Here is a 25,424-nt window from a genome sequence, read left to right as displayed (position 1 = left end):
CAGTGATAAAGCGACTGCTTTTGTACTATTTCCCCTTGGTCAGGGGACAAATTCAATATGGTCTGGCCGGTTTGGTTGATCTGGCTTGCCATTCGGCAAACCAGTTTTCAATTTGGTCCAGCGGCAGAGGGCGGCTGATGTAATATCCCTGTGCCAGTTCACAGCCCAGTATGGCCAGCTGTTGCCAGTCCTCTTCGCTTTCAACCCCTTCGGCCACTGTCTTAAGCCCCAGTTTTTGGCTCATCACGATCGCGGAGGTCAATATAGCCAACTTCTTGGGGCTGGTATGGGCATCGTGGACAAACTCTTTATCAATCTTGATCTCGGTAAAGGGGCAGCGAGATAACTGCTTCATGGAGGAATAGCCAGTCCCATAATCGTCCATGGCGACGCCAAATCCACGTAATCTCAGTCGTGCCAGCGTGCCTAACGACATGGCAAGGTTTGACATAACCGTGGTTTCGGTTACTTCGATAATAATGGCGTTGCAGGGCAGTTGATGCGCCTGAACAATATTGACCATGTTCTCGACCAATTTATCGGTGGTCAGCAGAGTGACCGGCATATTAATGGAACAGCTGATGGGAGCAGGCAGGGTAGTTAATCTATTCAATGCCTCGCAGGTGGCATGTAAAAAGGCGTAGAAAAAGTCCAGCGCCAGCGGCCCCTGTTCCAGATGATGGACAAAACAGAGCGGCGGCAGCACCCCGTGTTCCGGGTGACGCCAGCGAACCAGCGCTTCAAAACCGTAGAGACTGGAGTCCACCATGGCGATCTTGGGCTGCAGAAAGGGGACCAACTGGCCACTATCCAGCGCCTGCTGTACATCCTCCACGGTAAAGCTGAGTTGCATCCAGTTGTTGCTTTTGCGGTGTTTCAAGGGATCGCAATGCTGGAGCATGCCGTACAAATCACTTTTCCTCAGTGGCTTGGCCAACACCCCGATCACTTCCAGCGTGCCGGCATCGGCGATGGAGTGGATCACGTCCAGTACATCCCGATCGACGGCGCTCATGACCGCGATAAACATCTGGTAGTTGGTCTTTTTTTCCAGCTGGTTGATGAGTTCCACCCCGTCCATGCCGGGCATATTGAGGTCGGTGAGTAGCAGATCCACATGATCGATCTGTTGCAGTTTGTTGAGGGCATCCTGGCCATCGTTGGCAACATGGATCTGGCCAAAGCCCAGCTCCTGCAGCAGGCAGGTCACTTCGTATTGCTGGGTGCGTGAGTCATCGACCACCAGGGCACAGCGGCCCTGCCATTGCGCTAATAACATAGCTAATCCCCTGTTAATCCGGACGCGCGAGCGTCTGTGTTATCTGCGAAAGTGACATCACTTCATCGACCCCGCCGTGGGCTATCGCCTCTTTGGGCATGCCAAATACCACACAACTGGCTTCATCCTGGGCAATGGTGCGGGCGCCGGTGTCGTGCAGCTCCCGCAAACCACGGGCACCATCGTCACCCATGCCGGTCATGATGACCCCGAGCGCATTGTGACCCGCACTGACCGCCACCGAGCGAAACAGCACATCCACCGACGGGCAGTGGCGGGAGACCGGTGGTCCCTCTTTCACTTCGGCCAGATACTGGGCGCCGCTGCGCTGGATCAGCAGATGCTTGCCGCCCGGGGCAATCAGCGCGACCCCTGGCAGCAGGCGATCGCCGGTCACTGCCTCTTTCACTTCCAACTGGGAGATACCATTGAGCCGATCGGCAAAGGAGGCGGTAAATTTGGCGGGCATGTGCTGGACGATGGCGAGCCCCGGGCAACTGGTGGGCAATCGGGTCAGCAGATATTCCAGCGCCTGGGTGCCTCCGGTCGAGGTACCCACCGCAATGATCCGTTCGGTGGTTTTGAATTTGATCCGCTCGGGCGGGGGAGAGAGCATGGCATCGGCGCTGCGTTTGGGGGCGGGCACGAAGCCTGCGGGCTGGTGGGCCGGGAGCAGGTTACGTAATTTGGCATTGGCCGCGCCCCGGATCTCCTGGATCAGCTCATTGGCCGATTGCTGCAGAAAGCTTTTAATGCCGACAGCCGGTTTGGTGATGATGGAGATGGCGCCTGCCGAGAGGGCATCCAGGGTGACGGCGGCCCCCGCTTCGGTCAGGGAGGAGCAGATGATGACTGGGGTCGGGCGTTCGGTCATGATCTTCTTGAGAAAAGTGAGGCCATCCATCCTGGGCATCTCGATGTCGAGAATGATTAAATCTGGCCAGCATTTCTTCATCTGCTGCATCGCAAAAATGGGGTCAAACGCAGCGCCAATCACCTCGATATCGGGGGCTTTGTCCAGCATCTGGGTGAGCACCTCTCGCACCAGGGCCGAGTCGTCCACGATCAATACCCGTATCGTCATACATTATCCTTGGCCAGGGCATCCTGGCAGCGATAACGAGAAGGGGCTTCCTGTTCCAACGGCAGATCTTGCTGGCGGATGATCTCCGAGTGGCCAACCAGCAGATAGCCACCGGGCCTGAGCAGGTCGCACAACTGTGACAGCACGCGCGCCTTGGTCGCTTCATTGAAATAGATCAGTACGTTTCGCAAAAAGATCACGTCAAAATCCCGCTCAACAAAGTCGCTACAGCTGAGCAGGTTGAGGTTAGAGAAGGAGACTTTTTTGGCCAATTCCGGTCTGACCCGGATCTTGCCTGTGTATTCGTCATGGCCACGTTGAAAATAGCGCAGCCACAAATGGGGGGGGACGTGCCGGGCCCGTTCCGCGGTATAGATGGCGCGCTGGGCAATGGGGATCACCCGGGTATTGATGTCGGTCCCGTAGATCCGCCAACGTTCGTTAATGCCCAGCTGTTCCGCCAGTACCATGGCGGCAGAGTAAGCCTCTTCGCCGGTGGAGCAGGCGGCAGACCAGATGCGCAGCGGCTGGTGGCGATTGGCCCGCAGCTGCTGCGAATAGTGTTTCAGCCAGCTGAAGTGCTGCGCTTCGCGAAAAAAATAGGTTTCGTTAGTCGAGAGCAGATTGATCGCAATTTGCCGCTCATTGGCCTCCGCGGGCTGATTGATCCGCTCCCAGTAGCTGTAGTAGCTGCTGATGTTGAGTGTACGCAATCGTTTGGCCAGCCGCGATTGCACCAGCGCGCGCTTGCCGGGCGCAAGGTCGATGCCGGCGGTAGCCAGAATAAAGCGCCGGAACAGATCGAACTCCTTTTGGCTAAGCACCAGCCCTTGTTCCGGTGTGACGAGTGATGCCACTAGCATCCCCCTTGCTCGAGATTGAACAGCTGGCTGGTGGACGCCTCCGCCATGGCGCTGAGTTCGGCAATGGAGAGGGCTTTTTGCATATCGAGCAAAATGGCGAACTGCTGGGCGATGGTCACCACCCCCTGAATGAAATCCCCCCGGATATGGGCGCCAAAGGTCGGGGCGGGCTCTATGGTGTCGGTGGCGATCTCCAGCACTTCACACACGGCATCGAGCAGCATGCCGATCTCCTGATCTTCGCCGCTGCAGTTTGACAGGGAGAGGATCGCCACACAGGTGGTCGGTTTAAGCTCGGTCTGGGCCCGTCCGAAGCGGATGGAGAGGTCGATAACGGGCACCACGGCGCCCCGTAGATTGATGATCCCCCTGACGAAGCGCGGCATCATGGGCACCGGGGTCATCCCCTCGAACTCGATGATTTCACGGATGCAGCTGATATCGACCCCATATAACTCCCCCCCCAGCATGAAGGTCACGCAGTGGAAGTGGGAGGTGGTGGTCTCAGGAGCAAGTTTGGTGCGCATATGCCAGCTCCTAGTAGTTGGTGAACTTGCCATCATCCACGGCTTGTTCCAGATCATCGTCGTGGTGCAAGTGTGGATGCTGGCTGAGGGCGCTCTTTTTCGGGCTCACGGGTTTGGCCACATAGTGTGAACCGTGGAACGGCTGTGGCTGACGACTGTTGCCTCCCCTCAGGGTGAACTGCTGCATCAGCTCCTGCAGTTGCAGGGCGGTGGAGCTCAGCTCTTCCGAGGTGGAGCTCAGCTCCTCGGCGGAGGCGGCAGAGGCCTGCATGCCATCGCTGATCTGGGTCACCGCGATATTGATTTGCGAAACGCTGGCCCGCTGCTCGCGAGAGGCGGAGGCGATCTCTTGCACCAGGGTGGCGGTCTGATCGATGCCGGGCAGCATCTCCCGCAGCAGGGTGCCCGCCTGTTCGGCCACGCTGACCGAACGGCTCGCCAGCTCGCCAATCTCCTTGGCGGCATTTTGCGAGCGTTCAGCCAGTTTTCTGACCTCGGCCGCCACGGTGGCAAACCCTTTGCCGTGTTCACCGGCCCGCGCCGCTTCGATGGCGGCATTGATGGCCAGCAGGTCGGTTTTATTGGCAATGTCGTTGATCACCGTGATGCGAGAGGCGATCTCTTTCATGGCATGTACCATCTCACCGACCGCCTTGCCACTGTCGGTGGCACTGCTGGCGGCCTTGGTGGAGATATTTTCGGTCACCTTGGCGTTGTCGGCGTTCTGGCTCACGGTGGCGGCCATCTCTTCAACCGAAGCGCTGGTCTGCTCGACGCTGGATGCCAGCTCCGAGGCAGTTTGGGAGAGGGAGTTGGCGGTGGCGGCAACCTGCTCGGAGGCCGAACCGATGGCCTCCGACATGGCGCCCACTTCGTTGAGGGTATCAGAGAGGCGATGGGCCATGCTCTTGATGGCAAACAGCAGGCTGGAGGTGTCATCGGCCCGCAACTTGACCGGGGTGGAGAGATCGCCATTGGCAACCCGGGAGACAACCTGCACGGTATAGGAGGGATCGCCCCCCAGCTGGCGCAAGATACTGCGAGTCACCAGCAGGGCGAGCAGCAGGCAGATGATAAATGCCGTCACCGATATCACCAGAAGGAGCTGCAGATTCTCCTGATAGATATCCTGGCTCTCGTCCAGCGAGTTCTTTGCCAGGGTGGTGTTGACCTCAACCAGCTCGGTGAGTATTTCATCTGCTAAATCGAAGGCAGGGCGCCCCTTATCGCTCATCATGCGGTAGGATTTGCGGTCTGCTTCGGCATCAATTCCCTGAGTCTGGGCCACTCTGAGGATGTCATTTTGATATCCCTTGTACACAGCCCATGCCTGATCGAAGCGGGAGAGCAGGTCAATTTCCCGCTGGGTGAGGTAGGTTTTGCGGTATTTGGCCAGCGAATCCCACATCTCCTTTTCAAACTTGTCCATGTTGACCAAGGACTGATCTTTCAAATCAGGATCGACTTCACCGATATAGCGATAAAGGGCGCGGTTTTGATACACGGCATACAGATTGCCGGTGGCAATGTCCTTGATCGGTAGCAGCTGGTTGGCATGCATATTGACAACCAGTTGTGACATGGTTTTGGTGGAGCTGTAGCTGGTCACGGTCAACGCCACCAGCAGCACCATCAGGATGGAGAACGAAAACACCAGTTTTGTTCTGACTTGCAAGTTGTGGAACCAGTCCATGGTTTTGACTCCGTTAATCCGGTTGATAACAGTATGGTGCGCATCAACTCCTGATGCTGAACACCGCATCCGCTTGTTGATGAAGCAAATGTTGCTCTCTGCGCCGTGCCAGCTCGATCAGCTGTGGCACATCGAGAATAAGGGCGGGCTGACCGTTGCCCAGAATGGTGGAGCCGCTGACATAGCGCAGGGATTTGAACAGTTCCCCCAGCGGTTTGATCACCGCCTGTACTTCGCCGATCAGCCGATCGACCACTATGCCCGCCCGGTTGTCGGCATAATCGACCATCACCACAAAAGCGGGCTCGTTGGCCGGGGGGAGGGCAAACAGTTCGCGCAACACGATGAAGGGGACCCACTCGCCGCGAATATTGATCTGGCGTGACGGGGTATCGAGCGCCTCCGGCGGCAGGTCGATGCACTCGATCATCATGTCGAGGGGGATCACCAGTGAGGAGTGATCCACCTCGATGCGAAAACCGTCGATGATGGCAAGGGTCAGCGGCAACCTCAGCCGGAAGGTGGTGCCCACCCCCAGAAGACTTTCGATGGTGGCTTCTCCGCGCAGCGACTCCAGATTGCGTTTGACCACATCCAGCCCGACCCCGCGACCGGAGAGATCGCTGACATCGGCGGCCGTGGAGAAGCCCGGCTGAAACAGAAACTGGAATATCTCCTGTTCCCCCAATACCTTGCCCTCTTGTGTCATGCCGAGCGACAGCGCCTTGGCCTGGATCTTCTCCCGATCGATGCCGCGGCCATCGTCGCTCACTTCAACCACTACGGCACCTGCGTCGTGGTAGGCATTGAGGGTGATCACGCCAGATTCAGGTTTACCCGCCTGCAGGCGCTGCTGTTCATTCTCGATACCATGGTCGACGGCGTTGCGTACCAGATGCATCAGGGGATCGGTCAGCTTCTCGACCATGGATTTGTCGATGTCGGTATCGGCGTTGTTGATGTGCAGGCTGATGTTTTTACCGGTCTGTTGGGACAGTTCATGAACCAGACGGGGAAAGCGGTTGAAGATCTCGTTGATAGGCACCATCCGCAGCGTGAGGGCATCATCACGGATCCCCTCGACCAGGGTGTTGACGGTGGCGACCGACTCGACCAGCTCGGCATCCCCCCGCATTTTTGCCTGCAAGGTGGTGGCCGAGGTGGCGATCACCAGCTCGCCCACCCGGTTGATCAGTCGATCCAGTTTGGCGGCTTCAATGCGGATGTAGTGCCCTTCACCCCGCAGCGGTGCGGCTTTGAGCGGAATGGGCAGTGGATTGTCGGCGTCGCTCTGCTGTGTGACGGGGGCGGGCTGTTCACGCTGATCAAATGAGGCAGCGGGCCCATCGTCGTATGCCCCGCGTTCAATGGCATCGGCCTCTGTCTGGGTCAGCACATTGGCCGCTTCCCAGCGAGCCAGTTGCGCCGCCAGCGGCTCATTGCGCCACTGGGCCAGCCGTGCGCCCTGTTTGGCAAATTCGGCCAGATCCTGATGAGGGGTTAGCAGGCAGATAATGCTGGCGTGAGCGACAAAATCGAAGGTGCTGCGAATGCGCTCGGGGGACTGCGCGCTGCGCAGCGTGATCTCGTAGCCCAGAAAACACTCTGTTGGATCAAGCAGTTGTAGCGGTGGCCACTCATGCCAGACCGGCTCGATATAGATTATCTCCCCCAGATTGGCGAGATAGCGGATAAACGCCAGCAGATCGAAACCATCCTGATAGAGGGCCGGATAGAAGCGCAGCGACAGGTGCCACCCTCGCATATCTTGCTCGGCGGCAACGAGCTGGACGGGCAGTGAGACCGGTGGATTGGGCAGGCTCTGATGGCCCTGCAGTTGGGAGAGCAGCGCCAGGATCTGCTGGGTTTCGGTTTGCGGTAACTCGGGGTTGTGCTCGGCCCCTTGCAGCAGATCGCGCAGCTGATCGTTACAGGCCAGCAGCAGATTGATCAGATGCTCATCGAGCTGCAGCTCGCCGCTGCGCAGCCGCGTCAGCATGTTCTCCATGGCATGGGCAAAGCGAACCAGCATGGTGAGCCCCAGCATGCTGGCCGATCCCTTGATGGTATGGGCGGTGCGAAACATCAGATTGTAGGTATCCGGGTTCGCGGGGTAGGTCTCTCTGTCCAGCAGGGCGTGCTCCAGATTGTCGCACTGCTCATAGGCCTCTTCAAAAAAGAGGGCGCGCGCTTTATTGATGTCCATCTTGGGCCCTCACCAAGGTCAGCATGGGCAACAAGCCGAGCTGACTCAATGCCTGTTGTGCCACGCTCTCTTCACCTGTGCAGATCCGCAGACTCTTGTTCTGCTGGTTGGCTTCTTGCTGCAAGAGCGCCAGCAGCTGGGCGCCACAACCATCCAGCGCCTCCAGCTGGCTGACATCCAGCACGGCGATGGCAAAGTTGAGCAGGCTGAAAAGATCGTCTTGCAGCTCGCCGAGGGTCATGATGGTGAGCTCCCCGGTGAGCGTGGCGGTCGGGGGCGCATGCAGAATATCAAGCTCGAAACTCATCTCCGTTGCTCCCGTTTCATGGTTGCATCACCTTGTAGACATCATCGATCAGCTTGAGGGGTTCAAACGGCTTGGTCAGCCAGATACGCGCCCCGGCGTCAAACCCCTCCTGCCGGATCTCTGGCGAGTTCTCGGTAGTCAGCATGATGAACGGCAGATAGCGGGTCGCTGGCTGTTTTTTGACTTGCCGGAGCAGGGTCATGCCATCCATGCCTGGCATGTTGAGATCCGAAATAATCAGGTGTACGCGCTGGCGTTCAAGCTGGCCAAGGGCCGCATGGCCATCATCAGCCTCAATCACCGCAAAGCCCGCGCTTTGCAATGTCATGGTGATGGTGGCTCTGATGCTGGCAGAATCGTCCACAACGAGGATGGTTTTAGTCATGTGCATGCTCATTCATACGCCAAAAGGGTATCTGGATGACAGTTCACTAACCCCCTAATTGTTGTCCAATAACTTGATGTATGTAGATTTTTTAAAAATGAAGTCACAGGATGGCAAACCCAGGGAGGGGAGGAGGGGAGCGGGTATTTCATTCGGTGGGCGGGCGGGTTCAATTCCGCGGCTGTCGTCGTTTCTACCCTAGTTTTGCATGCTCAGCGCGGCCATATAGGGTATAATGCGGCACTATTTTTATGGGTTCCCCGTGAGCGTGATGAAAGAATTTTTTGCAACCTGCCCCAAGGGGCTGGAAAACCTGTTGGCCGATGAGCTGACCACCCTGGGCGCAGAGCAGGTCCGTGAGACCGTGGCTGGCGTTCACTTCAAAGGCGAACTGGCGATTGGCTACAAGGCCTGCCTGTGGAGCCGTTTTGCCTCCCGCATCGTGCTGGTGCTGTCCGAATTCCAGATGAACGACGATCTGGATCTCTATCTGGGCGCTCACACCATCCCTTGGGAAGAGCATTTCCCCGGCACATCCACCATTGCAGTGGACTTTACCGGCACCAACCCCGCCATTCGCAATACCCAATATGGTGCGCTGAAGATCAAGGATGCCATCGTTGACCGCTTTACCAAGCGTGGTCATGTGCGTCCGGACGTTGACAAAAAATCGCCGGATATTCGCATCATGGCGCACCTGGGCAAAGGCAAGGCCAATATCACGCTGGACTTGTCAGGCCCGGCGCTGCACCAGCGTTTCTATCGTCAGGGCACCGGCGAGGCACCGCTCAAAGAGAACCTGGCCTGCGCCATGATAGCCCGTAGCGGCTGGGCCGGTGAGCCGATGATGGACCCCATGTGCGGTTCCGGTACTCTGCTGATTGAAGCGGCCTTTATCGCCGCCGACATGGCGCCGGCTCTGCGCCGTGAGCGCTTCGGTTTTGATCGCTGGCTGCAGCACGATAGCGAGCTGTGGCAGAGTCTGATGATGGAAGCGCAAGTGCGCGCCAAACGTGGCATGCAGCGTTGCGAGACCAAGTTGTTTGGTTGTGATACCGACGCCCGGGTGTTGATGAAAGCCCGTGACAACGCCAAGGCGGCCGGTGTGGCACACTTGATTACCTTCAAGCAGGCCGAAGTCAGTGCGCTGGATAACCCCTTGCCGATGGCGAGTGCTGAAGGGGAGGCTCGTCAGGTCGGTATGCTGATCTCCAACCCGCCTTATGGCGAGCGTCTGGGCGAGTTCCCGGCGCTGCTGGAAGTGCATCAGGCCCTCGGCGATGCCCTGCGTCGCAGTTTCCAGGGCTGGCGTGTCTCTATCCTGTCGGCTTCACCGGAGCTGTTGAGCTGTCTGCGCCTGCGTGCCGACAAGCAATATCGCCTGTTCAACGGCGCCCTTGAGTGTCAGCTGCGTAACTATCAGATCGCGCTCGACTCCGTCGCCTCGCAAAAAGAGGTCGCTCAGGACTTTGCTAACCGCCTGCGCAAGAATCTGAAGACCCTCGAGAAGTGGGCCGCCAAGGAAGGTATCGACTGCTACCGCCTCTATGATGCCGACCTGCCGGAATATAACGCCGCCATCGACCGCTATCAGGATTATCTGGTGGTGCAAGAGTATGCTGCGCCCAAGGACATCCCCGCCCAGAAGACCCGTCAGCGTCTGCTCGACATGGTTCAGGCCGCCATCAAGGTGACCGGTATGGACGGCGAGAAGGTGATCCTGAAAGTGCGCGAGCGTCAGGAAGGCAAACAGCAGTATCAGAAGCTCTCCGAAGAGCAACACCGGATGGAAGTGCAGGAGTACGGCGCCCGTCTGTGGGTCAACCTCTACGACTATCTGGATACCGGCCTGTTCCTCGACCACCGTCAGACTCGCCGTATGCTGGGTCAGATGGCCAAGGGCAAGCGCTTCCTGAACCTGTTCGCCTATACCGGCAGTGCCACTGTGCACGCAGGGCTTGGTGGGGCCAGCGAGACCACCACCATCGACATGTCGCACACCTACCTGAACTGGGCACAAGACAACATGCGTCTCAACTCGCTGGTGGGCCGTCAGCACAAGTTTGTCCAGGCTGACTGCCTGAAGTGGTTGTCGGAAGCCGATGAGCAGTACGACCTCATCTTTATCGATCCGCCGACTTTCTCCAACTCCAAGCGGATGGATGAGAGCTTTGACGTACAGCGCGATCACCTGCTGCTGATGCAGCACCTGAAGCGCCTGCTGGCGGCCGATGGCACCCTGGTGTTCTCCAACAACAAGCGCCACTTCAAGATGGATCTGGCTGGCCTCGAAGCCGCAGGTCTCAAGGCCCAGAACATTACCCAGAAGACCCGGCCGAAAGATTTCGAACGTAACCAGCATATCCATAACTGCTGGATCATCACCCATGCACCGGCGCAAGCTGAGTCGTAATGCTGACTCTGTTTCACACCGACGGTTGTCACCTGTGTGAACAGGCCTGGGCGCTGGTGGAGCAGGCAGGCCTTGCCGCCGCCACCCGCCAGAGCGACATCATGGATGATGAGCAGTGGCTCGCGGCCTATCGGGTGCGCATTCCGGTACTGCGTGACGAGGCGGGCCGCGAACTCGGCTGGCCTTTTACGCTGGTGGAGTTGATGGCCTGGGCTGCGCATCGGGGTTGATGTTGAATTGACGATAAAACGGGGGCAGACCTTAAGTCTGCTGCCCGTTTTTTTCATATGAAATAAGGAATAAACATGGCTCTTTTAACATTGCACGGCGCATGTCTGTCGTTCAGTGATTTCCCGCTGCTCGACAATGCCGAGCTCAGCATTGAGCGCGGCGAGCGTCTCTGTCTGGTTGGCCGCAACGGGGCAGGTAAATCCACGCTGATGAAGGTGATCGCGGGCGAATTGCCGCTCGATGACGGTCGCATGGTGCAGCAGCAAGATCTCAAAGTGACCCGCCTTGAGCAGGATCCGCCCGCATCGAGCGAGCTGACCGTATTTGACTACACCGCCGAAGGGTTGGCGGGTGTCGGTGAACTGCTCAAGCAGTATCACCATATCTCCATGGAGCTGGCGCACGACCCCAGCGATGCCAACATCCGCATCATGAGCGAGTTGCAAGAGCAGCTCGATTATCAGAACGGTTGGCAGTTCGAGACCCGGATCAGCCAGGTGCTGACCCTGCTCAATCTCGATCCCGACGCGACCCTGGACAGCCTCTCCGGTGGCTGGCTGCGCAAAGTGGCGCTGGCTAGGGCACTGGCCTGTGACCCCGATCTGTTGCTGCTCGATGAGCCGACCAACCACCTGGACATTGAAGCCATCAATTGGCTGGAAGAGTTCCTGAAAGATTTTCGTGGCGCCATCGTCTTCATCTCCCACGACCGGGAATTTATCCACAAGCTGGCGACCAGGATCATCGATCTGGACCGCGGCGAGATCACCTCCTGGCCTGGCAATTACGATCAGTATCTGCTGGGCAAAGAGGAGTGGCTGCGGGTCGAGGAGCTGAAAAACGCCGAGTTCGATCGCAAGCTGGCGCAAGAAGAGGTGTGGGTGCGTCAGGGCATCAAGGCGCGCCGTACCCGTAACGAAGGTCGGGTGCGCGCCCTTGAGGCGATGCGAATGGAGCGTTCCCAGCGTCGTGAGCTGCAGGGCAAGGCCAAACTGCAGATGGACGATGTGAATCGTTCCGGCAAGCTGGTGTTTGAAACCGAAGGTCTGGGGCTGGACTTTGGCGCTCGCACCCTGTTCCAGGGGCTGGATCTGCAAGTGCTGCGCGGCGACAAGATCGCGCTGGTTGGCCCGAACGGTTGTGGTAAATCCACCCTGATCAAGCTCTTGCTGGGTCAGCTTGAGCCAAGCCGTGGCTTGGTCAAGGGCGGTACCAAACTGGATGTGGCTTATTTTGACCAGTATCGTGATCAGCTCGATCCTGAGCAGACAGTGATGGAAAACGTGGGGGAGGGCAAGCAGGAGGTAATGGTGCGTGGTCGCTCCCGTCATATCCTCGGCTACCTGCAGGACTTCCTGTTCGAGCCCAAGCGGGCCCGTACTCCGGTCAAGGCGCTCTCTGGCGGCGAGAAGAACCGTCTGTTGCTGGCCAAGCTGTTCCTCAAGCCCAGCAACCTGCTGATCCTCGATGAACCGACCAACGATCTGGACGTAGAAACCCTGGAGCTGCTGGAGGAGTTGCTCGCCGACTACCCCGGCACCTTGCTGCTGGTCAGTCACGATCGTCGCTTTATCGACAATACCGTGACCGGTTGCTGGCTGTTTGAAGGGGATGGCCGCATCAGCGATTACGTCGGTGGTTATGCCGATATGATGGCCACCCGCGAGCTGCAGAGCTCACAACAGCAGCTCAAGAGCACCCAGAGCAAGGCTGCTGAGTCCGTGGTAGCGGTTAGCGAAGCGCCGAAGAAGAGCAAGAAGCTCTCTTACAAACTGCAGCTTGAACTCGACGGCTTACCTGCTCGTCTTGAACAGTTGGAAGGGGAGCTGGAGGCGCTGCAAAGCGAGATCAACCAGCCCAGTTTCTTCTCCTTGCCAAGCGATCAAACCCAGCAAAAACTGGATGCCTGTAGTGCGGCTGAAGCCGCGCTGGAACAGGCTTTTGCCCGCTGGGAAGAGCTGGAAGGACTCAAAAATCAGGATTAAGTTCCCTGTCATTAAAACTTAATCCAGTTCAGTGTCTTGTGTCACATAGCCCTGTCAGGGTGAATGTTTTTGTTTGACCGGACCTGCTCGCTGGGGTAAAGATAAAGGCGACCGATGAACAATTGGTCGCTTTTTTTGTTCCACGAAGAGGGTCGTAGATGATGAAGAGACAGAAACGGGACCGTCTGGATAGAGCTCGTGCTCGTGGTTATCAGGCTGGCGTTGTCGGCAAACAGAAAGAAGCGTGTCCGTATCAATGTCTGGATGCCCGTGGGCATTGGCTTGGTGGTTGGCGTGATGCCATGGAAGGGCGGGGCTCTGGCCTCTTCATGAAGTAATCGATACTTCATCACATATTACAAAAGGAAAGGGGCCATCGAGGCCCCTTTGCGTTATTGCGGTTTTACCACTGAGGATAGCGATCAGAATGCGGTGGTATCTTTAAACAGACCAACTTTCAGGTCAGTTGCGCTGTAGATCGGGCGGCCATCCACTTCGACGACGCCATCAGCGATACCCATCACCAATTTACGGTTGATGACGCGCTTGAAGGTGATCTTGTAGGTCACTTTCTTGGCGGTCGGCAGGATCTGGCCTGTAAATTTCACTTCACCCACCCCCAGAGCACGACCCTTGCCAGGACCGCCTTTCCAGCCAAGGAAGAAGCCGACCAGCTGCCACATGGCATCCAGACCAAGGCAACCAGGCATCACGGGATCACCCGGGAAGTGGCAATCGAAGAACCAGAGATCAGGTGTAATGTCGAGTTCAGCCAGGATCTCGCCCTTGCCATGCTCGCCGCCGTTGTCATTGATCTTGACGATGCGATCCATCATCAACATGTTGGGAGCCGGTAACTGGCTATTGCCCTCACCAAACAGCTCACCACGGCTACAAGCCAGCAGCTCTTCACGGGTAAAAGAGAACTTGCCCTGTTCGCACAGAGAAAGGGGAGCTGCCATGGTGGTATTGTCTACGGTCACGCTGAATTTCCTTCAAATGAGTAAAGCTGCGCCAATTTAGCTTACAGCTGTTCGCTAAACAACTCCGATCTCTTTATGAGCGACCAAACAGACGGCCCAACAGGGCGCTCAAGAGGCCGCCTTTTCGGCCGCTGCCATTCAATTCATCCAGCCGATCCTGGATCCGGCCAAACAGCGTATCTGGCATATCCGGCTCGCCAGCCACACAGCCGGTGAGCAATTCGATCGCCTCTTCCACGTGGTAAACCGGGTGGATATGGAACTGGCCTGCCGCCACAGCTGCAATCACCTCGTCAGAGAGGTTTAGCTGCTGAGCGTTGGTGCCGGGCAAAATAATCCCTTGTTTCCCCGTTATGCCGTGGATCTGGCATACCCGGAAGAAGCCCTCAATTTTTTCATTGACGCCACCAACGGCCTCGACATTACCAAACTGATCGATAGCACCGGTCACGGCGAACTGTTGATAAATCGGCTGGCGGGCGAGGGCAGAGAGCAGGGCGCATAGGCCGGTCAGTGATGCACTGTCGCCATCAATTTCATGATACGACTGCTCGAATACCAGATTGGCAGAGAGCGGGGTAGGGGTTTCAGCCCCAAACATATTGGAGAGATAACCTTGAATGATCATCATCGCCTTGGCATGAATGTGGCCTGCGAGTTCCGCTTTTCGCTCGATGTCGATCACATCGCCATCACCCAGATGCACGGTTGCGGTGAGACGTACCGGCTCACCGAAATCATAGGGGTGGCCAGAGACCTGAATGACGGAAAGGCCGTTGATCTGGCCAATCTCTTCACCATCGGTCTGCAGCAAGATCTGGCCGTCAATGACCCCCTGATCGGACTGTTCAACCAGATAGTTGAGACGGTAATCCTGCTCTTCCAAGGCACCCCGAATGTGGTCATCGGTGACGACATCTGACTCCAGTTCGCGGGCCAGACTATCCGACATCCGCATGATGGCGGCCAGTTGTACTTCGGAGAGTGACAACCACTCCTGATGATCGCACAGCCTGCTGGCATGGCGGCAGAGCGCGGCGAGGGCGGCAGGAGTAAAGTCCAGCAGGTTCCAGCGCAGGCGTAACCCGGCCAGATATTGCAAAAATTCCTGCAGATCTTCCTCGATATTGACCTCGGAAACCAGGTCGGCGCGCAGGAAGATACGCTCTGACATATCGCGATCCAGCATCTGGAACTCTGCTACCTCAAGGCGATCACCCACCAGGATCAGCTTGAGCTTGATCGGCGTCGCTTCAGGGGTAAAGAAGGGGGTCAGGGTTTTCCCTTCCTGATAGGCGTTCCAGTCCAGCTCGCCTTTTTGCATGGCATTCTTCAGCTTGAACCAGAGGTGGGGCTGATCAAGCAGCTCATCCAGTTGCAAAATGAGATAGCCACCATTGGCTTCGCGCAGCAAGCCGGGCTCCAGCAGGTGCTGGTTGGCATACACAGAGCCTTGCTCGGTCTGGTAATTGATGGAGCCAAACAGGGTATCCCAGTTCAGGTCTCGCCCATAAACCACCGGTGCTTCTTGCTGCTCGTGATGGATCAGCAGATTAATCAGCACCGGGTGTTGAAATTCCAGACCCTGGGCTACGTGAGCGGCCAGATCAGACAGAAAATCATCGATCTTCGGATCATTGTTTTGCTTGCGCATGATGCGGGTGACCAGACGTTCCGCATCAAGATGGAGGCTCATCAGCTTAAGCAGTTCGCCAACCATTTCGCAGAACTCGATACCGGTGCCGGGTTGCAGCCGTAGCCAGATAGGCTTGAAGGGATTGTTCAGATTCTCGGTGTAGCAGAGATCAAACAAATCGGCATCTTTGCCATTGGAGTCGGCAATAAGGGTCTGACAGACGCCTTCATAGTCGGCACCCGGAAAACCGTTGAGCAGCATTACCGGACAGTCACCATCAAAACTGGCCAAGCGTTTGACCGCGGAGATGGCTCTGGGTTGCAATGCGGCAAAGGGGATAGGTTCAAGCTCACTGAGCATGGAGAACTGTTCAATCGCGAAAGCGGGTTTTAATTGTTCTGATGTTAATTCAGCCACTTAAGACATCCGGTCGAAGATAGGATCAATTGTTGCCATTATACACAGTTCAATTAGTGGTAACAGGAAACAAGATATCTCATTTAACATAATATGCATTATGCGCAGTCATGCTTGTGGTAGAGCTAAGAGGCCTCAGTCCTTTGATTATCCCCAGCGACAAGAGCAGCCAAGCGAAAAGCCCCTGAAAGCGGCATGATCTCTCGCAGTTCCATATCAAACCAAAGACACTCGGCGTTAAAATCGCGTATCGTCTGAATGGTCATCAACGGGCCACCACTGCGCAGTGAGACCACATCACCCACCTTAAAATCACCAACCCGTGGCTCAAAATCCTCAACCGGAACATGAAGTGAAGAAAGCACATGTAATGGCAACTTCTTCTCATAGCGTAGCGGGCTCTTGTCGTAATCAAACCAGACACATGTGACTTGATCCTTCGAAGAAATTTCGCTCACCGTCATGCTAGAGCTACCACTTTTAAGCCAAACTAGCTGACCAGGATAAAAATGAAATCCATCACTCATGTGAGCATCCCCGTTATGCCGATAACTAGCTTTATCGGCGTTAAATGGTGTTCAGGTTCAAAATTTCCTGAAGCATTCGGGCATTTTCATCTAGAACTTCACAAGAAGTTACAGAGTCATTAGAGAATGCCATTTCTTGCAACTCTTGCCCGTCAAACCAGCAACATGTCAGATAGCCACAGTGAAGCGATCCAATGACAGTCATTGATGGCCCATTACCACCTTTCAGCTGAACTTGGTCACCCATCTTAAAAAACATAATCACCCCCTTGGTTGAGCGCTTTTGCTTCACATGAGTATTGAATGTTGTAGCTTGCAAACCAAGCCCTTACTGATAAAAAGCCTCTTTTGTAAGAGATAACACCCCTCCCCCGTGGATGGGTTGTCTGGGAATTCCCCCCGTATTACCACCCCGGGTGGCTGGCCCTGAAAAAACGATTTGTATCGGCGTTGAAGGTACAACCACGAAATGAAAGACCTGTATCTTGCGATGCAGGTCTTTGTTGAATGTGATCAATGCAATCAGGCTGCCAACCAGCGCTTACGTTTGGGCATGGGGGTCGGGTGGTGCAATGGTCGGGACTGAGTACAGATCTCGATGATCAGTTTTTTCAGTTCACTCATATCGCTACCCTTGAGCGTCAATGACCAGAATGCCCTCGCCTGGCTGTAGTGCATGCCATTGGTATAAAGCAGGGTGTCATTTTCAAAGCGAAGCTGATTGTAGGGCGCTTCCATTTGCAATCCGGTTTCGGGAAACCAGATATTCAAGGTGCCCGAGGGGATCAGGGTAAATTGCGCTATCAGATCGGTTTGTCCGACCAGCTTGTAGGTTTTTTTGATGATATCTAGCGGCATAGGTTTTCTCGATTTTTCAGCAAGCTATTTAATTGTTTGTTTTCTCTGCTGCGGGATGGATGTTTATCCTGCTGATGGCAATGCACTCGTTCCTTACCGCCTCGTTATTCCCTGAACCGCTTGCCATCCCAGAGAAGTACAAAATAACAGCGCTCGCTTGAATGAGACCTTAATGAATCGCTTGTTGTTTTAAAAACAGACAGCAAACAACAGGATGAAGACTCACAACTTTACATGGCTCAATGTTGTTATCTCTCACTGCTATCCCAGCCGGTCGAGCGGTTTTTGTTGGGCACTCTCATGCCGTTCGCTGTTACTGGTGTGCAGATATTTAGAGGTGGTGTCGATGCTGTCATGTCCGGCATCGGCTTGTACGTGTGAGAGTGGCCGCCCATGCAGATTGATATCGTGGGTGATCCCGGTATGGCGAATGGCGTGGGGAGAGAGTTGCCGCATTTCAGCCCCATCCTGGGTAAATCCATCCCGCTCCGCCAGATCTGCACCCTTGCCAATGATCATCATGATCAGGTCTCGTAACTGACGAATGCCCAGATTGGCATTGAGTTCGCCCTGTTCACGGCCATGGGCTGCCGCTTTGTGGCGAACGAACAGTGGTGTCTGTTCATCCGGTGTCGGCAAAGGGGCAAGGCCGAGGAAGCAACGATAGCGTTCAAGCGCCGCCAGCAGCGCTTGGGAGACCGCCACGGTACGCCGCTTTCCCCCTTTGCTTTGTGGAATGAAGTAGCCCCAGACGCCGGTTTTGCGATCCCGGCGAAACTGCCCCATTACCGGAGTGAAACCTGGCCTGGCCGCGACCTCCGAGATCCGTAGATAACAGGCATACATCAGGATGGTGAGAAAGCGGCTGCGTTCGTGCTGCTCGGGATGTTCGCGGGCCAGGGTGTCGGCCGCCTGGAGCACGTAGGACCACTGTAACTCGCTGAAGCATTGAACTTGATCATCGGCCTCTTGCTGTTGTGGCCGCTTGACTCGCTGTAGCAACAAGGCGGGGTTTCTGTCCATGTACTCCTCCTGGATCAGGAACTGGAAGAAGGCGGACAAAATGGCGAGTTTGGTCTTCATGGCCTGTTCACTGAGGCGATAGGGCAAGGTTCGCCCCAGTTCCCGTTTGCCCAGAAACGGGCGCCACTGCGCATTGGGTAACCGCTCCCCCCACTCCTTGTCGAGGACGAACTGCGCCACGTTGCGATAGGCGATCAGCGATTCTGGCGGGGACTGACAGTAGTCGAGATAGCGCATCATGATACGGCGGGTCAGATCCTTGGGGTTGATGGCAGCCTCGCAAAAGCACCAGTGCAAAAAGGTGGTCAGCTCACTGCGATAGGTTTTGTAGTTGTTTTCACTGTTGCGCTGTTCCAGCAGCCAATCGACCGCCAGTTCGTAAACCAGTCCGGCATCGGGCACGTCGTTGAGGCTGAGGTTTGCAAGGTACTGATTGACTTGCGGGTTGCCAGCTTCCAGATAGATCAGGCTATCAAATAGCGGCATGGCTGGCGGCAAGGATAAAGCGTGTTGAGTCATGGTGTTGCTTGTTGGTGATGATGTGAATTGGTGTGGGTCCGTGAGCCGAGACCCGAGAAAAGGGCCTAAGCCGTGATGCATGGACGCGGTTTCTGTTGATGTTTTCACGGTCGCTTGCTGTTGCTGATTGTGGTCTCAGCGAGCGGGTTGGCCGACTATCTCGCAGTTGTTTGCTCGTTGGCTCGGCTGAGATGGCTAGTCACTGCGCACTATTCAGTTATGCATTGCATATGCACCGTTGTTAAAAATTTCTCGGGGTAAATAGCCGTAAAAATGATTTTAAATGCAATAAAGTTGAATGGCTTGAGCTATTCATCCCGAGAAGTAGCAGGCCTGTGCAATCAGGCTACCTGTTTGAGCGGTTTTTCTTTGCGCTTTGCTGCCGGCGTCTGCTCCTCTTCTGGGCTGGCTGCTTGCACCTTACCGCCGCGCAGCAGGGTTTGCAGCACGTCACGTTGTTCCGCCAGATAGAACGCCAGACTTTCTTGCTGCTCTGGTGCCAGTTCAATCGGGGCACCGGCGAGCAGGGTCATCAGTTCATCGGCGGTATCCAGCAGCTTGTCGTAGGCATCGGCCTCTTTTTTGCTGGCAAAGGTCATCTTCTCTACTCCCCCACGAACAACCACATATTTGATCTCGACAGCCATGATGGCCTCCTCTTGGTAATGGTGAATAGAGTATATGTATGGATATACAGTATTGCAAATCCACGCATCGGACATGGCCTGTGGATACCATGGATAAACGCGGGTTAGCTCAAGATATCGGAAAGTGCCATTTGACATCCACGTCTGACTGGTCGGATCATTGCCCCATGACTATCGTACGACACCTGTTTATTTTACTGATGGTGGAGGTGCTGCTTCTGGGGAGCATCGCCCATCTTGTTATTGGCCTCTCTTGGCCGCTCACCCTGTTAATGGTGGTGTTCGCCCTGCTGGCGTTGCGCTGTCTGGTGGTGCTGGGCAGCTGGCTGTTTACCCGCTTCTACCCCTCCCCGGCCATCGGCACTTGGGCGAGAGTGAAGATGATGGCGCAAGAGATGCTCGCCTACCTCTACACCTTTACCTGGTTACTCCCTTTTGAACCGCTGTTGATGGCATCTGATCGGTTGCCAGCCTGTCAGCGGCCGGTGTTGCTGGTGCACGGTTATGGCTGCAGCAGGGGGATCTGGCGCACTCAGCGTGCCAGGCTTGAAGCGGCTGGCCATGTGGTGGCCACCATTACCCTGATGCCACCGTTTGGTCATATCGATGAGATGGTGCCGCTGCTGGCCACCCGGATCGACGATGTGTTGGCGCAAACCGGGGCTGACAAATTGGTGCTGGTCGGTCACAGCATGGGCGGGCTGGTCTGTCGCGACTATCTTGCGGTTCATGGCGGTGACAAGGTCGCGCGCCTTATTACCTTGGCGACCCCCCATCAGGGAAGCCAGCTTGCCGCACTTGGGCTGGGAGCCAATGCCCGCGAAATGGAGCCGGGCTCTGGCTGGCTGCAGCGTTTTGCCTCGGTGCCTCTTTGCGTACCCGGCATCTCGGTGCGCACCAGTCATGACAATGTGGTGATGCCCCAAGAGCGGCAACGGCTGGCAGGTATGGAAGATCTTGAGTTACCTGCCATTGGCCATCTCTCGCTGCTCTATTCGCGCCGTACCACCGACCTGTTGTTACGGCTGCTGGCTCGCCCCTGAGAGCCAGATATAAAAAAGGGGGCCTGATGATTCAGGCCCCCTTTTTGTGGATGAATGGCTAATCGGTTAGAAATGGATCCCCTTGATCAAGGTAGATACGGCAATCTTATCGGCGGCCGCTTTGGATTTATCCCCATCTTTCGGGTCGGAAAACGTGCGAAAACTGGTGTTCATGATCACCTGGGCAACACGCGGTGCCAGCGCATGGATCACCTGACCGAATACCCCAAGGCGCGTCGCCAATCGCACATGCTTGTTGATGATGGTATCGCACACCAGATCGGCGGCCTCCTCCGGTGTCATCATCGGTACTTGGTCATATTCTTTGGTGGGCGCGACCATCGGCGTTTTCACCAGTGGCATATTGATGATGGAAAAACTCACCCCTCTGTCGGCAAACTCTGACGCGGCGGTGCGCACCCAGGCATCGAGTGCAGACTTGGAGGCCACATAGGCAGAGAAGCGTGGCGCATTGGTCAACACCCCGATGGAGGAGATGTTGATGATGTGGCCTTTTTTCTTCTCAATCATGGTGGGCAGCACGCCCATGATCACCTTGAGCGCGCCGAAGTAGTTGAGCTGCATGGTGCGCTCCAGATCGTGGAAACGCTCGAAAGAGTCTTCAATGGAGCGGCGAATGGAGCGACCGGCATTGTTGATCAGAATATCGACCCCACCGTGATCCTCGACAATTTGCCTGGTAATCGCCTCCCCCTCGGCCAGATCGGCAAGATCCCCCTGATAGACCTCGATGGTGAGGCCCAACTCGGCAAACTCGGCGCGGGTTTCGGCAATTTTTTGCTCATCGCGGGCAATGGTGACCACAGTCGCCCCCGCCCCTGCCAGCTTACGTGCAGTGGCGCGACCAATCCCCGAGGTGGCACCAGTGACTAATACCACCTTGCCTTCGACCCGCCCGCGCAGGGAGCGGTCGATAAATAGCTCGGGATCGAGATGACGCTCCCAGTAATCCCACAACCGCCAGGCATAGCTGTGCAGTGGGGGGACCTCAATACCAGAGCCTTTCAATACCCGCTGGGTTTCGCGACTATCGAAACGGGTGGGATAGCTGATGAGGCGGAACATATCTTTGGGCAGCCCCAGATCGGCAATCGCGGCATCGCGGATCCGGCGTATCGGTGCCATGGTCATCAGCATGGCGCTCAGATGACGGGGGATGAAGTTAAACAAAGAGGCATTAATGCGAATGGCGGGTTCCGGCGCGTGGGCCGCACGGGCAAAGGTGCTCAGCATGTCGCCGACCCGCATCGGGTTGGGATCCGTCAGGTGGAATGTCTTGCGCTCCTCCCCTTGCTGGTGGGCGATGTAGACCATGGCGTCTACCACGAAGTTGACCGGTACGATATTGATGCGGCCCCCCTCCACCCCTATGGCAGGCATCCAGGGCGGTAACAGACGGCGCAACTTCTGGATGGTTTTAAAGAAGTAATAGGGGCCGTCTATCTTGTCCATCTCGCCAGTATTGGAGTCGCCGACCACGATGCCGGGGCGGTAGATCCGCCAGGGAATGGTGCATTCATTGCGCACAATGCCTTCTGATTCGTGTTTGGTCTGGAAATAGGGCAGGTCGAGGTGCTCGGCCTCCTCGAACATGTCTTCCCGAAACAGGCCGTCGAACAGTCCTGCTGCGGCGATGGAGCTGCAGTGGTGGAAGTGCCCGGCGCCCAAGCGATCGGCAAGTTGTGCCGCCTGGCGGGTTCCCTCGACGTTGACCTGCTGCTGGATCCCCTCTTTGGCATTGAGATCATAAATGGCAGCCAGATGGAAAAAGTGATCGATATGGCCACTGAGCTGCGCCAGCTGCTCGGTCGATATGCCCAACAGCGGTAGCGTGATGTCACCAAATACCGGGATGGCTCGTTGTTCATCGACTTGCCAGAAGGCAAACAGGTCAGTCAGTTTTTCTTGATGGGATGAACGCATCAAAAAATAGACTTTGTTGTCGAGCGACGCATCCAGTAATTTTTTAATCAATCTGTGGCCTATAAAACCACTACCACCTGTAATGAAATAGTTCATGTCATCGTTCCGCTACTGATTTGGCTATTACTTATCGTTAGATATATCACGATTCATATGGAAATCTGCAATTCAATAACCAGTTCGTGAGCTATCCCTAAGTTCAGTTAATTTACTGTTTCGTTATTAGGTAGAACCCTCTATTTTTTGTCCCTAGACTGAAATTGAAAACTCAGTAATGCCACAACCGGACTGTACGTTGTCGTTGTCGCCATTACGGTTAACCATCGTTATTCAAGGAGAAGATCATCATGGCTAAAAAACTCAAAGCACTGGCAAGTTCGGTGACCGACAACCAACTCACCTCCACCATCAAGGAGTCCACCCAGCAGATCTGGTTGGCTGGCTTGGGCGCCTATGCCAAAGCGCAGGAAGAGGGTGGCAAAATTTTTGAAGCGCTGGTGCAAGAAGGGGAAGCCTTGCAGGCCAAAACCCGTCAGAGCGCTGACGAGAAAATTGCCGCAGTGACCGACAAAACCGCCGGGACCTGGGGTCGCCTCGAGCAGGTATTCGAAGAGCGCGTAGCGCGTGCGGTTGCCAGTCTTGGCATCCCGACCCGCAAAGATATCGACAAGCTTTCCAAGCGCATGGCGGAATTGACCGATGTGGTACAGCAGTTGCTGGATGCCGAAGACGATGCGGCCCCTGCCGCGGCCACCGAAGCAAAACCGGCCGCAGCCAAGAAACCTGCCGTCAGAAAGGCACCGGTAAAGAAGGCACCGGTCGCCCAGGCTAAAGAGGCAGTGGTCGAACAGGCAGCGGATCTGCTCTCTGCCGCCGAGGATGCCGTCAAAGAGGTGAAGGCGAAAGCGGAAAGCGTTCTCCCCTGATCTCTGATCCTGCCAGATGGTGATTGATACCGGCCCATGCCCTTAGCTGGGCCGGTTTTTCCATTTATAGCGAGGTGGCACTATGAGTACGATCGCAATTGCCCTGGCCGGAGGCGGCCCGCTGGGCGGCATCTACGAGATAGGTGCCTGTGCCGCCCTCTCAGACAGCATCAAGGGGTTGCGTCTTGAACATGCTGACATCTACGTGGGGGTCAGTTCGGGGGCCGTGGTGGCGTCGGCACTGGCCAATGGCATTTCAGCCGACAAGCTGGTGCGGATCCTGCTCAGCGATGACTCCGGTGAGATATTCGATCCTGCCACCTTACTGCGACCTGCTTTTGGCGAATATGCCGACCGGCTGAGCACCATACCGCCGCTGGCCTGGCAGAGCCTTGGCCATTACCTCTCTGCCCCCTGGAAGCATCGGCTGTTCGAGTCGCTGCAGGGGCTCTCCAAGGCGATCCCGACCGGGTTGTTTGACAACCGTGGGGTGGATCGGATCCTGACCCAGTTTTTTTCTCGTCCGGGCCGCAGCAATGATTTTCGCCAGCTCGCTGGCCGTCTGTTCGTCGTCGCCACTGAGCTCAATACCGGCCATGCGGTGGCCTTTGGCAGCCCGGGGCTGGATGATGTGCCCATTTCGGCGGCGGTACAGGCTTCGGCTGCCCTGCCTGGCCTCTTTCCCCCCTCATTGATCAACGGTCGCTACTATGTGGACGGGGCGCTGATCAAGACCCTGCACGCTTCGGTCGCACTGCAGGAGGGGGCAGATCTGGTCTTTTGCATCAATCCGCTGGTGCCTTTTGATGCCAGCATGCTCCCCGGAGATCCTACCAATCTGGTCGACAGCGGGCTGCCGGTGGTGCTGGCCCAGACCTTTCGCGCCATGATTCACTCCCGCATGCATGTGGGAATGGATCGTTACCGTCATGAATACCCCGATGCCGATGCACTGCTATTTGAACCCTCGGGTGCCGATAGCGAGATGTTTTTTACCAATGTGTTCAGTTATCGGGATCGCCGCCGTCTCTGTGAGCACGCATTCCAGCGCACGCGCAGTGACCTCTGGGAGCGACGCGAGGTACTGGCACCCGTGCTGGCCAAGCATGGCCTGGAGCTCAATCTGGCGGCACTGGAAGATAAAGAACGGACCTTGCTGACCCCCAGTAGCAGTTCGGTCGCCGCGCTGGACAAGTCACTGGAACAGCTGCAACACTGGCTTGCCAAGCGTTATCGCCACGGCGTGCGTCGTTCATTAGTCAAGGAGTAGCATGGATCGCAAGCCCAAACGCCGTACCCGGGAGCGGATCCTGACCACTGCCCTCGCCTGCTTCAACCGACAAGGGGAACCAACCGTCACTACCTCGGCCATTGCCGCCGAGATGGAGATAAGCCAGGGCAATCTCTATTACCACTTTCATAACAAGGAGGAGATCGTCAATGCGCTGTTCGCTGAGTTCGAACAGCAGATGGCTCGCCTGCTGGATGCAGTCAGTACCCCCACCGATGAAGCGGAAGATATCTGGCTCTTCCTGCACCTGATGTTTGAAGCCATCTGGCAGTACCGTTTCTTCTATTACGATATCTCGACTCTGATGAATGGCTACCATCTGGTGGAGCAGCGCTTTTCCGCTCTGCTGCGCCGCAAGGAGCACACGGCTGCGGCCATCTGCCAGCATTTGCAAACGGCCGGGCTGATGGACGGGTCGGCACAACAGATGCGTTCACTGGCGGCCAATGTGGCGCTGGTGGGCACATTCTGGATCTCTTACCAGCGGGCACTGCACCCCAAGGCGGACGCCGATATCGCCCTCGGCGTCTTTCAGGTGATGCAGCTGGTCGCACCCTTTCTGCGGGCCGATGCCCGCGCTCATCTGGGCGCCCTCGCCCATCACTATACCGATAAGGTTTGATTCACATGCTACAGG

At 56.3% G+C, this 25,424-nt stretch carries 24 protein-coding genes; 8 read left to right on the top strand and 16 right to left on the bottom strand.

Features of this window, described 5'->3' with window-relative positions:
* Positions 1-52: 52 nt before the first annotated feature.
* From ACY8FN_RS14350 to ACY8FN_RS14315, 8 genes are read right to left on the bottom strand one after another with little or no spacing between them, the layout of a single operon-like run.
* Entirely contained in the window at positions 53-1,279 is a 1,227-nt protein-coding gene (locus ACY8FN_RS14350) for an EAL domain-containing response regulator (protein WP_463100382.1), read from the bottom strand.
* A 13-nt stretch (positions 1,280-1,292) separates the two neighbouring features.
* Complete coding sequence (locus ACY8FN_RS14345; protein WP_101324834.1) at positions 1,293-2,363, bottom strand: protein-glutamate methylesterase/protein-glutamine glutaminase; 1,071 nt, start codon at positions 2,361-2,363, stop codon at positions 1,293-1,295.
* Positions 2,360-3,220 (bottom strand): CheR family methyltransferase, encoded by an 861-nt coding sequence (locus ACY8FN_RS14340; RefSeq protein WP_463100381.1) that lies wholly within the window; start codon positions 3,218-3,220, stop codon positions 2,360-2,362. The genes ACY8FN_RS14345 and ACY8FN_RS14340 overlap by 4 nt, the downstream gene beginning before the upstream one ends.
* Positions 3,220-3,753, bottom strand: a complete 534-nt coding sequence (locus ACY8FN_RS14335; RefSeq protein ID WP_463100380.1) for a chemotaxis protein CheW — start codon at positions 3,751-3,753, stop codon at positions 3,220-3,222. The genes ACY8FN_RS14340 and ACY8FN_RS14335 overlap by 1 nt, the downstream gene beginning before the upstream one ends.
* Before the next feature lie 10 nt (positions 3,754-3,763).
* Positions 3,764-5,446: a methyl-accepting chemotaxis protein gene (locus ACY8FN_RS14330; protein ID WP_463100379.1), complete on the bottom strand. Its 1,683-nt coding sequence runs from the start codon at positions 5,444-5,446 to the stop codon at positions 3,764-3,766.
* A 43-nt stretch (positions 5,447-5,489) separates the two neighbouring features.
* The gene (locus ACY8FN_RS14325) at positions 5,490-7,652 is read right to left on the bottom strand and encodes a chemotaxis protein CheA (protein ID WP_463100378.1); all 2,163 of its coding nucleotides are present in this window, start codon (positions 7,650-7,652) and stop codon (positions 5,490-5,492) included.
* Positions 7,639-7,959, bottom strand: coding sequence for an STAS domain-containing protein (locus ACY8FN_RS14320; protein ID WP_101317108.1), 321 nt, complete (start codon positions 7,957-7,959; stop codon positions 7,639-7,641). The genes ACY8FN_RS14325 and ACY8FN_RS14320 overlap by 14 nt, the downstream gene beginning before the upstream one ends.
* A 16-nt stretch (positions 7,960-7,975) precedes the next feature.
* Positions 7,976-8,344 carry a response regulator gene (locus ACY8FN_RS14315; RefSeq protein WP_438579468.1) on the bottom strand — a complete coding sequence of 123 codons (369 nt, stop codon included), beginning with the start codon at positions 8,342-8,344 and terminating at the stop codon, positions 7,976-7,978.
* Positions 8,345-8,579: 235 nt separating this feature from the next.
* On the opposite strand from ACY8FN_RS14315, the gene rlmKL reads away from it, so the two are divergent.
* The 4 genes from rlmKL to rmf all read left to right on the top strand — a co-directional run bounded on the left by rlmKL (position 8,580) and on the right by rmf (position 13,311).
* Entirely contained in the window at positions 8,580-10,757 is a 2,178-nt protein-coding gene (gene rlmKL / locus ACY8FN_RS14310; protein WP_101317104.1) for a bifunctional 23S rRNA (guanine(2069)-N(7))-methyltransferase RlmK/23S rRNA (guanine(2445)-N(2))-methyltransferase RlmL, read from the top strand.
* Positions 10,757-10,987: a glutaredoxin family protein gene (locus tag ACY8FN_RS14305; RefSeq protein WP_463100377.1), complete on the top strand. Its 231-nt coding sequence runs from the start codon at positions 10,757-10,759 to the stop codon at positions 10,985-10,987. Before rlmKL ends, ACY8FN_RS14305 begins: the two co-directional genes overlap by 1 nt.
* Before the next feature lie 75 nt (positions 10,988-11,062).
* The gene (uup, locus tag ACY8FN_RS14300; RefSeq protein ID WP_101317100.1) at positions 11,063-12,973 is read left to right on the top strand and encodes an ATP-binding cassette ATPase Uup; all 1,911 of its coding nucleotides are present in this window, start codon (positions 11,063-11,065) and stop codon (positions 12,971-12,973) included.
* 158 nt (positions 12,974-13,131) lie between these two features.
* Positions 13,132-13,311: a ribosome modulation factor gene (gene rmf / locus ACY8FN_RS14295; protein ID WP_172953972.1), complete on the top strand. Its 180-nt coding sequence runs from the start codon at positions 13,132-13,134 to the stop codon at positions 13,309-13,311.
* 84 nt (positions 13,312-13,395) lie between these two features.
* Here rmf and fabA read toward each other — a convergent pair whose 3' ends face one another.
* The 7 genes from fabA to ACY8FN_RS14260 form a co-directional block, all read right to left on the bottom strand.
* Complete coding sequence (gene fabA / locus ACY8FN_RS14290) at positions 13,396-13,956, bottom strand: 3-hydroxyacyl-[acyl-carrier-protein] dehydratase FabA (RefSeq protein ID WP_101317098.1); 561 nt, start codon at positions 13,954-13,956, stop codon at positions 13,396-13,398.
* A gap of 73 nt (positions 13,957-14,029) precedes the next feature.
* On the bottom strand, positions 14,030-16,009 hold the full coding sequence (locus ACY8FN_RS14285) for a Lon protease family protein (protein WP_463100376.1): 1,980 nt from the start codon (positions 16,007-16,009) through the stop codon (positions 14,030-14,032).
* A gap of 125 nt (positions 16,010-16,134) precedes the next feature.
* Positions 16,135-16,536: a DUF2158 domain-containing protein gene (locus ACY8FN_RS14280; protein WP_463100375.1), complete on the bottom strand. Its 402-nt coding sequence runs from the start codon at positions 16,534-16,536 to the stop codon at positions 16,135-16,137.
* 40 nt (positions 16,537-16,576) lie between these two features.
* Positions 16,577-16,795 carry a YodC family protein gene (locus ACY8FN_RS14275; protein ID WP_463100374.1) on the bottom strand — a complete coding sequence of 73 codons (219 nt, stop codon included), beginning with the start codon at positions 16,793-16,795 and terminating at the stop codon, positions 16,577-16,579.
* 263 nt (positions 16,796-17,058) lie between these two features.
* The gene (locus ACY8FN_RS14270; RefSeq protein WP_139693233.1) at positions 17,059-17,394 is read right to left on the bottom strand and encodes a hypothetical protein; all 336 of its coding nucleotides are present in this window, start codon (positions 17,392-17,394) and stop codon (positions 17,059-17,061) included.
* 261 nt (positions 17,395-17,655) lie between these two features.
* The gene (locus tag ACY8FN_RS14265) at positions 17,656-18,903 is read right to left on the bottom strand and encodes a tyrosine-type recombinase/integrase (RefSeq protein ID WP_463101182.1); all 1,248 of its coding nucleotides are present in this window, start codon (positions 18,901-18,903) and stop codon (positions 17,656-17,658) included.
* Positions 18,904-19,277: 374 nt separating this feature from the next.
* Positions 19,278-19,583 (bottom strand): YebG family protein, encoded by a 306-nt coding sequence (locus ACY8FN_RS14260; protein WP_042023440.1) that lies wholly within the window; start codon positions 19,581-19,583, stop codon positions 19,278-19,280.
* A 167-nt stretch (positions 19,584-19,750) separates the two neighbouring features.
* Between ACY8FN_RS14260 and ACY8FN_RS14255 the strand changes: the two genes are divergently transcribed.
* Entirely contained in the window at positions 19,751-20,626 is an 876-nt protein-coding gene (locus ACY8FN_RS14255) for an esterase/lipase family protein (RefSeq protein WP_463100373.1), read from the top strand.
* Positions 20,627-20,692: 66 nt separating this feature from the next.
* Here ACY8FN_RS14255 and ACY8FN_RS14250 read toward each other — a convergent pair whose 3' ends face one another.
* Positions 20,693-22,666, bottom strand: a complete 1,974-nt coding sequence (locus tag ACY8FN_RS14250) for an SDR family oxidoreductase (RefSeq protein ID WP_463100372.1) — start codon at positions 22,664-22,666, stop codon at positions 20,693-20,695.
* Positions 22,667-22,917: 251 nt separating this feature from the next.
* Between ACY8FN_RS14250 and ACY8FN_RS14245 the strand changes: the two genes are divergently transcribed.
* The 3 genes from ACY8FN_RS14245 to ACY8FN_RS14235 all read left to right on the top strand — a co-directional run bounded on the left by ACY8FN_RS14245 (position 22,918) and on the right by ACY8FN_RS14235 (position 25,409).
* Positions 22,918-23,496 (top strand): phasin family protein, encoded by a 579-nt coding sequence (locus ACY8FN_RS14245; protein ID WP_463100371.1) that lies wholly within the window; start codon positions 22,918-22,920, stop codon positions 23,494-23,496.
* A gap of 82 nt (positions 23,497-23,578) precedes the next feature.
* Positions 23,579-24,766, top strand: coding sequence for a patatin-like phospholipase family protein (locus tag ACY8FN_RS14240; protein WP_463100370.1), 1,188 nt, complete (start codon positions 23,579-23,581; stop codon positions 24,764-24,766).
* A gap of 1 nt (position 24,767) precedes the next feature.
* Complete coding sequence (locus ACY8FN_RS14235) at positions 24,768-25,409, top strand: TetR/AcrR family transcriptional regulator (RefSeq protein ID WP_068978597.1); 642 nt, start codon at positions 24,768-24,770, stop codon at positions 25,407-25,409.
* The last annotated feature ends 15 nt before the right edge of the window (positions 25,410-25,424 follow it).

The organism is Aeromonas sp. 160P, from assembly GCF_055193095.1.
Note: the sequence above shows the minus strand (reverse complement) of the source record. Positions and strands in the feature narration are given on the sequence as shown.

Coding starts and splice junctions, on each gene's coding strand:
- ACY8FN_RS14350 (WP_463100382.1), bottom strand. CDS start 1,279: ATGTTATTAGCGCAATGGCAGGGCCGCTGTGCCCTGGTGGTCGATGAC.
- ACY8FN_RS14345 (WP_101324834.1), bottom strand. CDS start 2,363: ATGACGATACGGGTATTGATCGTGGACGACTCGGCCCTGGTGCGAGAG.
- ACY8FN_RS14335 (WP_463100380.1), bottom strand. CDS start 3,753: ATGCGCACCAAACTTGCTCCTGAGACCACCACCTCCCACTTCCACTGC.
- ACY8FN_RS14330 (WP_463100379.1), bottom strand. CDS start 5,446: ATGGACTGGTTCCACAACTTGCAAGTCAGAACAAAACTGGTGTTTTCG.
- ACY8FN_RS14325 (WP_463100378.1), bottom strand. CDS start 7,652: ATGGACATCAATAAAGCGCGCGCCCTCTTTTTTGAAGAGGCCTATGAG.
- ACY8FN_RS14320 (WP_101317108.1), bottom strand. CDS start 7,959: ATGAGTTTCGAGCTTGATATTCTGCATGCGCCCCCGACCGCCACGCTC.
- ACY8FN_RS14315 (WP_438579468.1), bottom strand. CDS start 8,344: ATGACTAAAACCATCCTCGTTGTGGACGATTCTGCCAGCATCAGAGCC.
- rlmKL (WP_101317104.1), top strand. CDS start 8,580: ATGCGGCACTATTTTTATGGGTTCCCCGTGAGCGTGATGAAAGAATTT.
- ACY8FN_RS14305 (WP_463100377.1), top strand. CDS start 10,757: ATGCTGACTCTGTTTCACACCGACGGTTGTCACCTGTGTGAACAGGCC.
- uup (WP_101317100.1), top strand. CDS start 11,063: ATGGCTCTTTTAACATTGCACGGCGCATGTCTGTCGTTCAGTGATTTC.
- rmf (WP_172953972.1), top strand. CDS start 13,132: ATGATGAAGAGACAGAAACGGGACCGTCTGGATAGAGCTCGTGCTCGT.
- ACY8FN_RS14280 (WP_463100375.1), bottom strand. CDS start 16,536: ATGAGTGATGGATTTCATTTTTATCCTGGTCAGCTAGTTTGGCTTAAA.
- ACY8FN_RS14275 (WP_463100374.1), bottom strand. CDS start 16,795: ATGTTTTTTAAGATGGGTGACCAAGTTCAGCTGAAAGGTGGTAATGGG.
- ACY8FN_RS14270 (WP_139693233.1), bottom strand. CDS start 17,394: ATGCCGCTAGATATCATCAAAAAAACCTACAAGCTGGTCGGACAAACC.
- ACY8FN_RS14265 (WP_463101182.1), bottom strand. CDS start 18,903: ATGCCGCTATTTGATAGCCTGATCTATCTGGAAGCTGGCAACCCGCAA.
- ACY8FN_RS14260 (WP_042023440.1), bottom strand. CDS start 19,583: ATGGCTGTCGAGATCAAATATGTGGTTGTTCGTGGGGGAGTAGAGAAG.
- ACY8FN_RS14255 (WP_463100373.1), top strand. CDS start 19,751: ATGACTATCGTACGACACCTGTTTATTTTACTGATGGTGGAGGTGCTG.
- ACY8FN_RS14250 (WP_463100372.1), bottom strand. CDS start 22,666: ATGAACTATTTCATTACAGGTGGTAGTGGTTTTATAGGCCACAGATTG.
- ACY8FN_RS14245 (WP_463100371.1), top strand. CDS start 22,918: ATGGCTAAAAAACTCAAAGCACTGGCAAGTTCGGTGACCGACAACCAA.
- ACY8FN_RS14240 (WP_463100370.1), top strand. CDS start 23,579: ATGAGTACGATCGCAATTGCCCTGGCCGGAGGCGGCCCGCTGGGCGGC.
- ACY8FN_RS14235 (WP_068978597.1), top strand. CDS start 24,768: ATGGATCGCAAGCCCAAACGCCGTACCCGGGAGCGGATCCTGACCACT.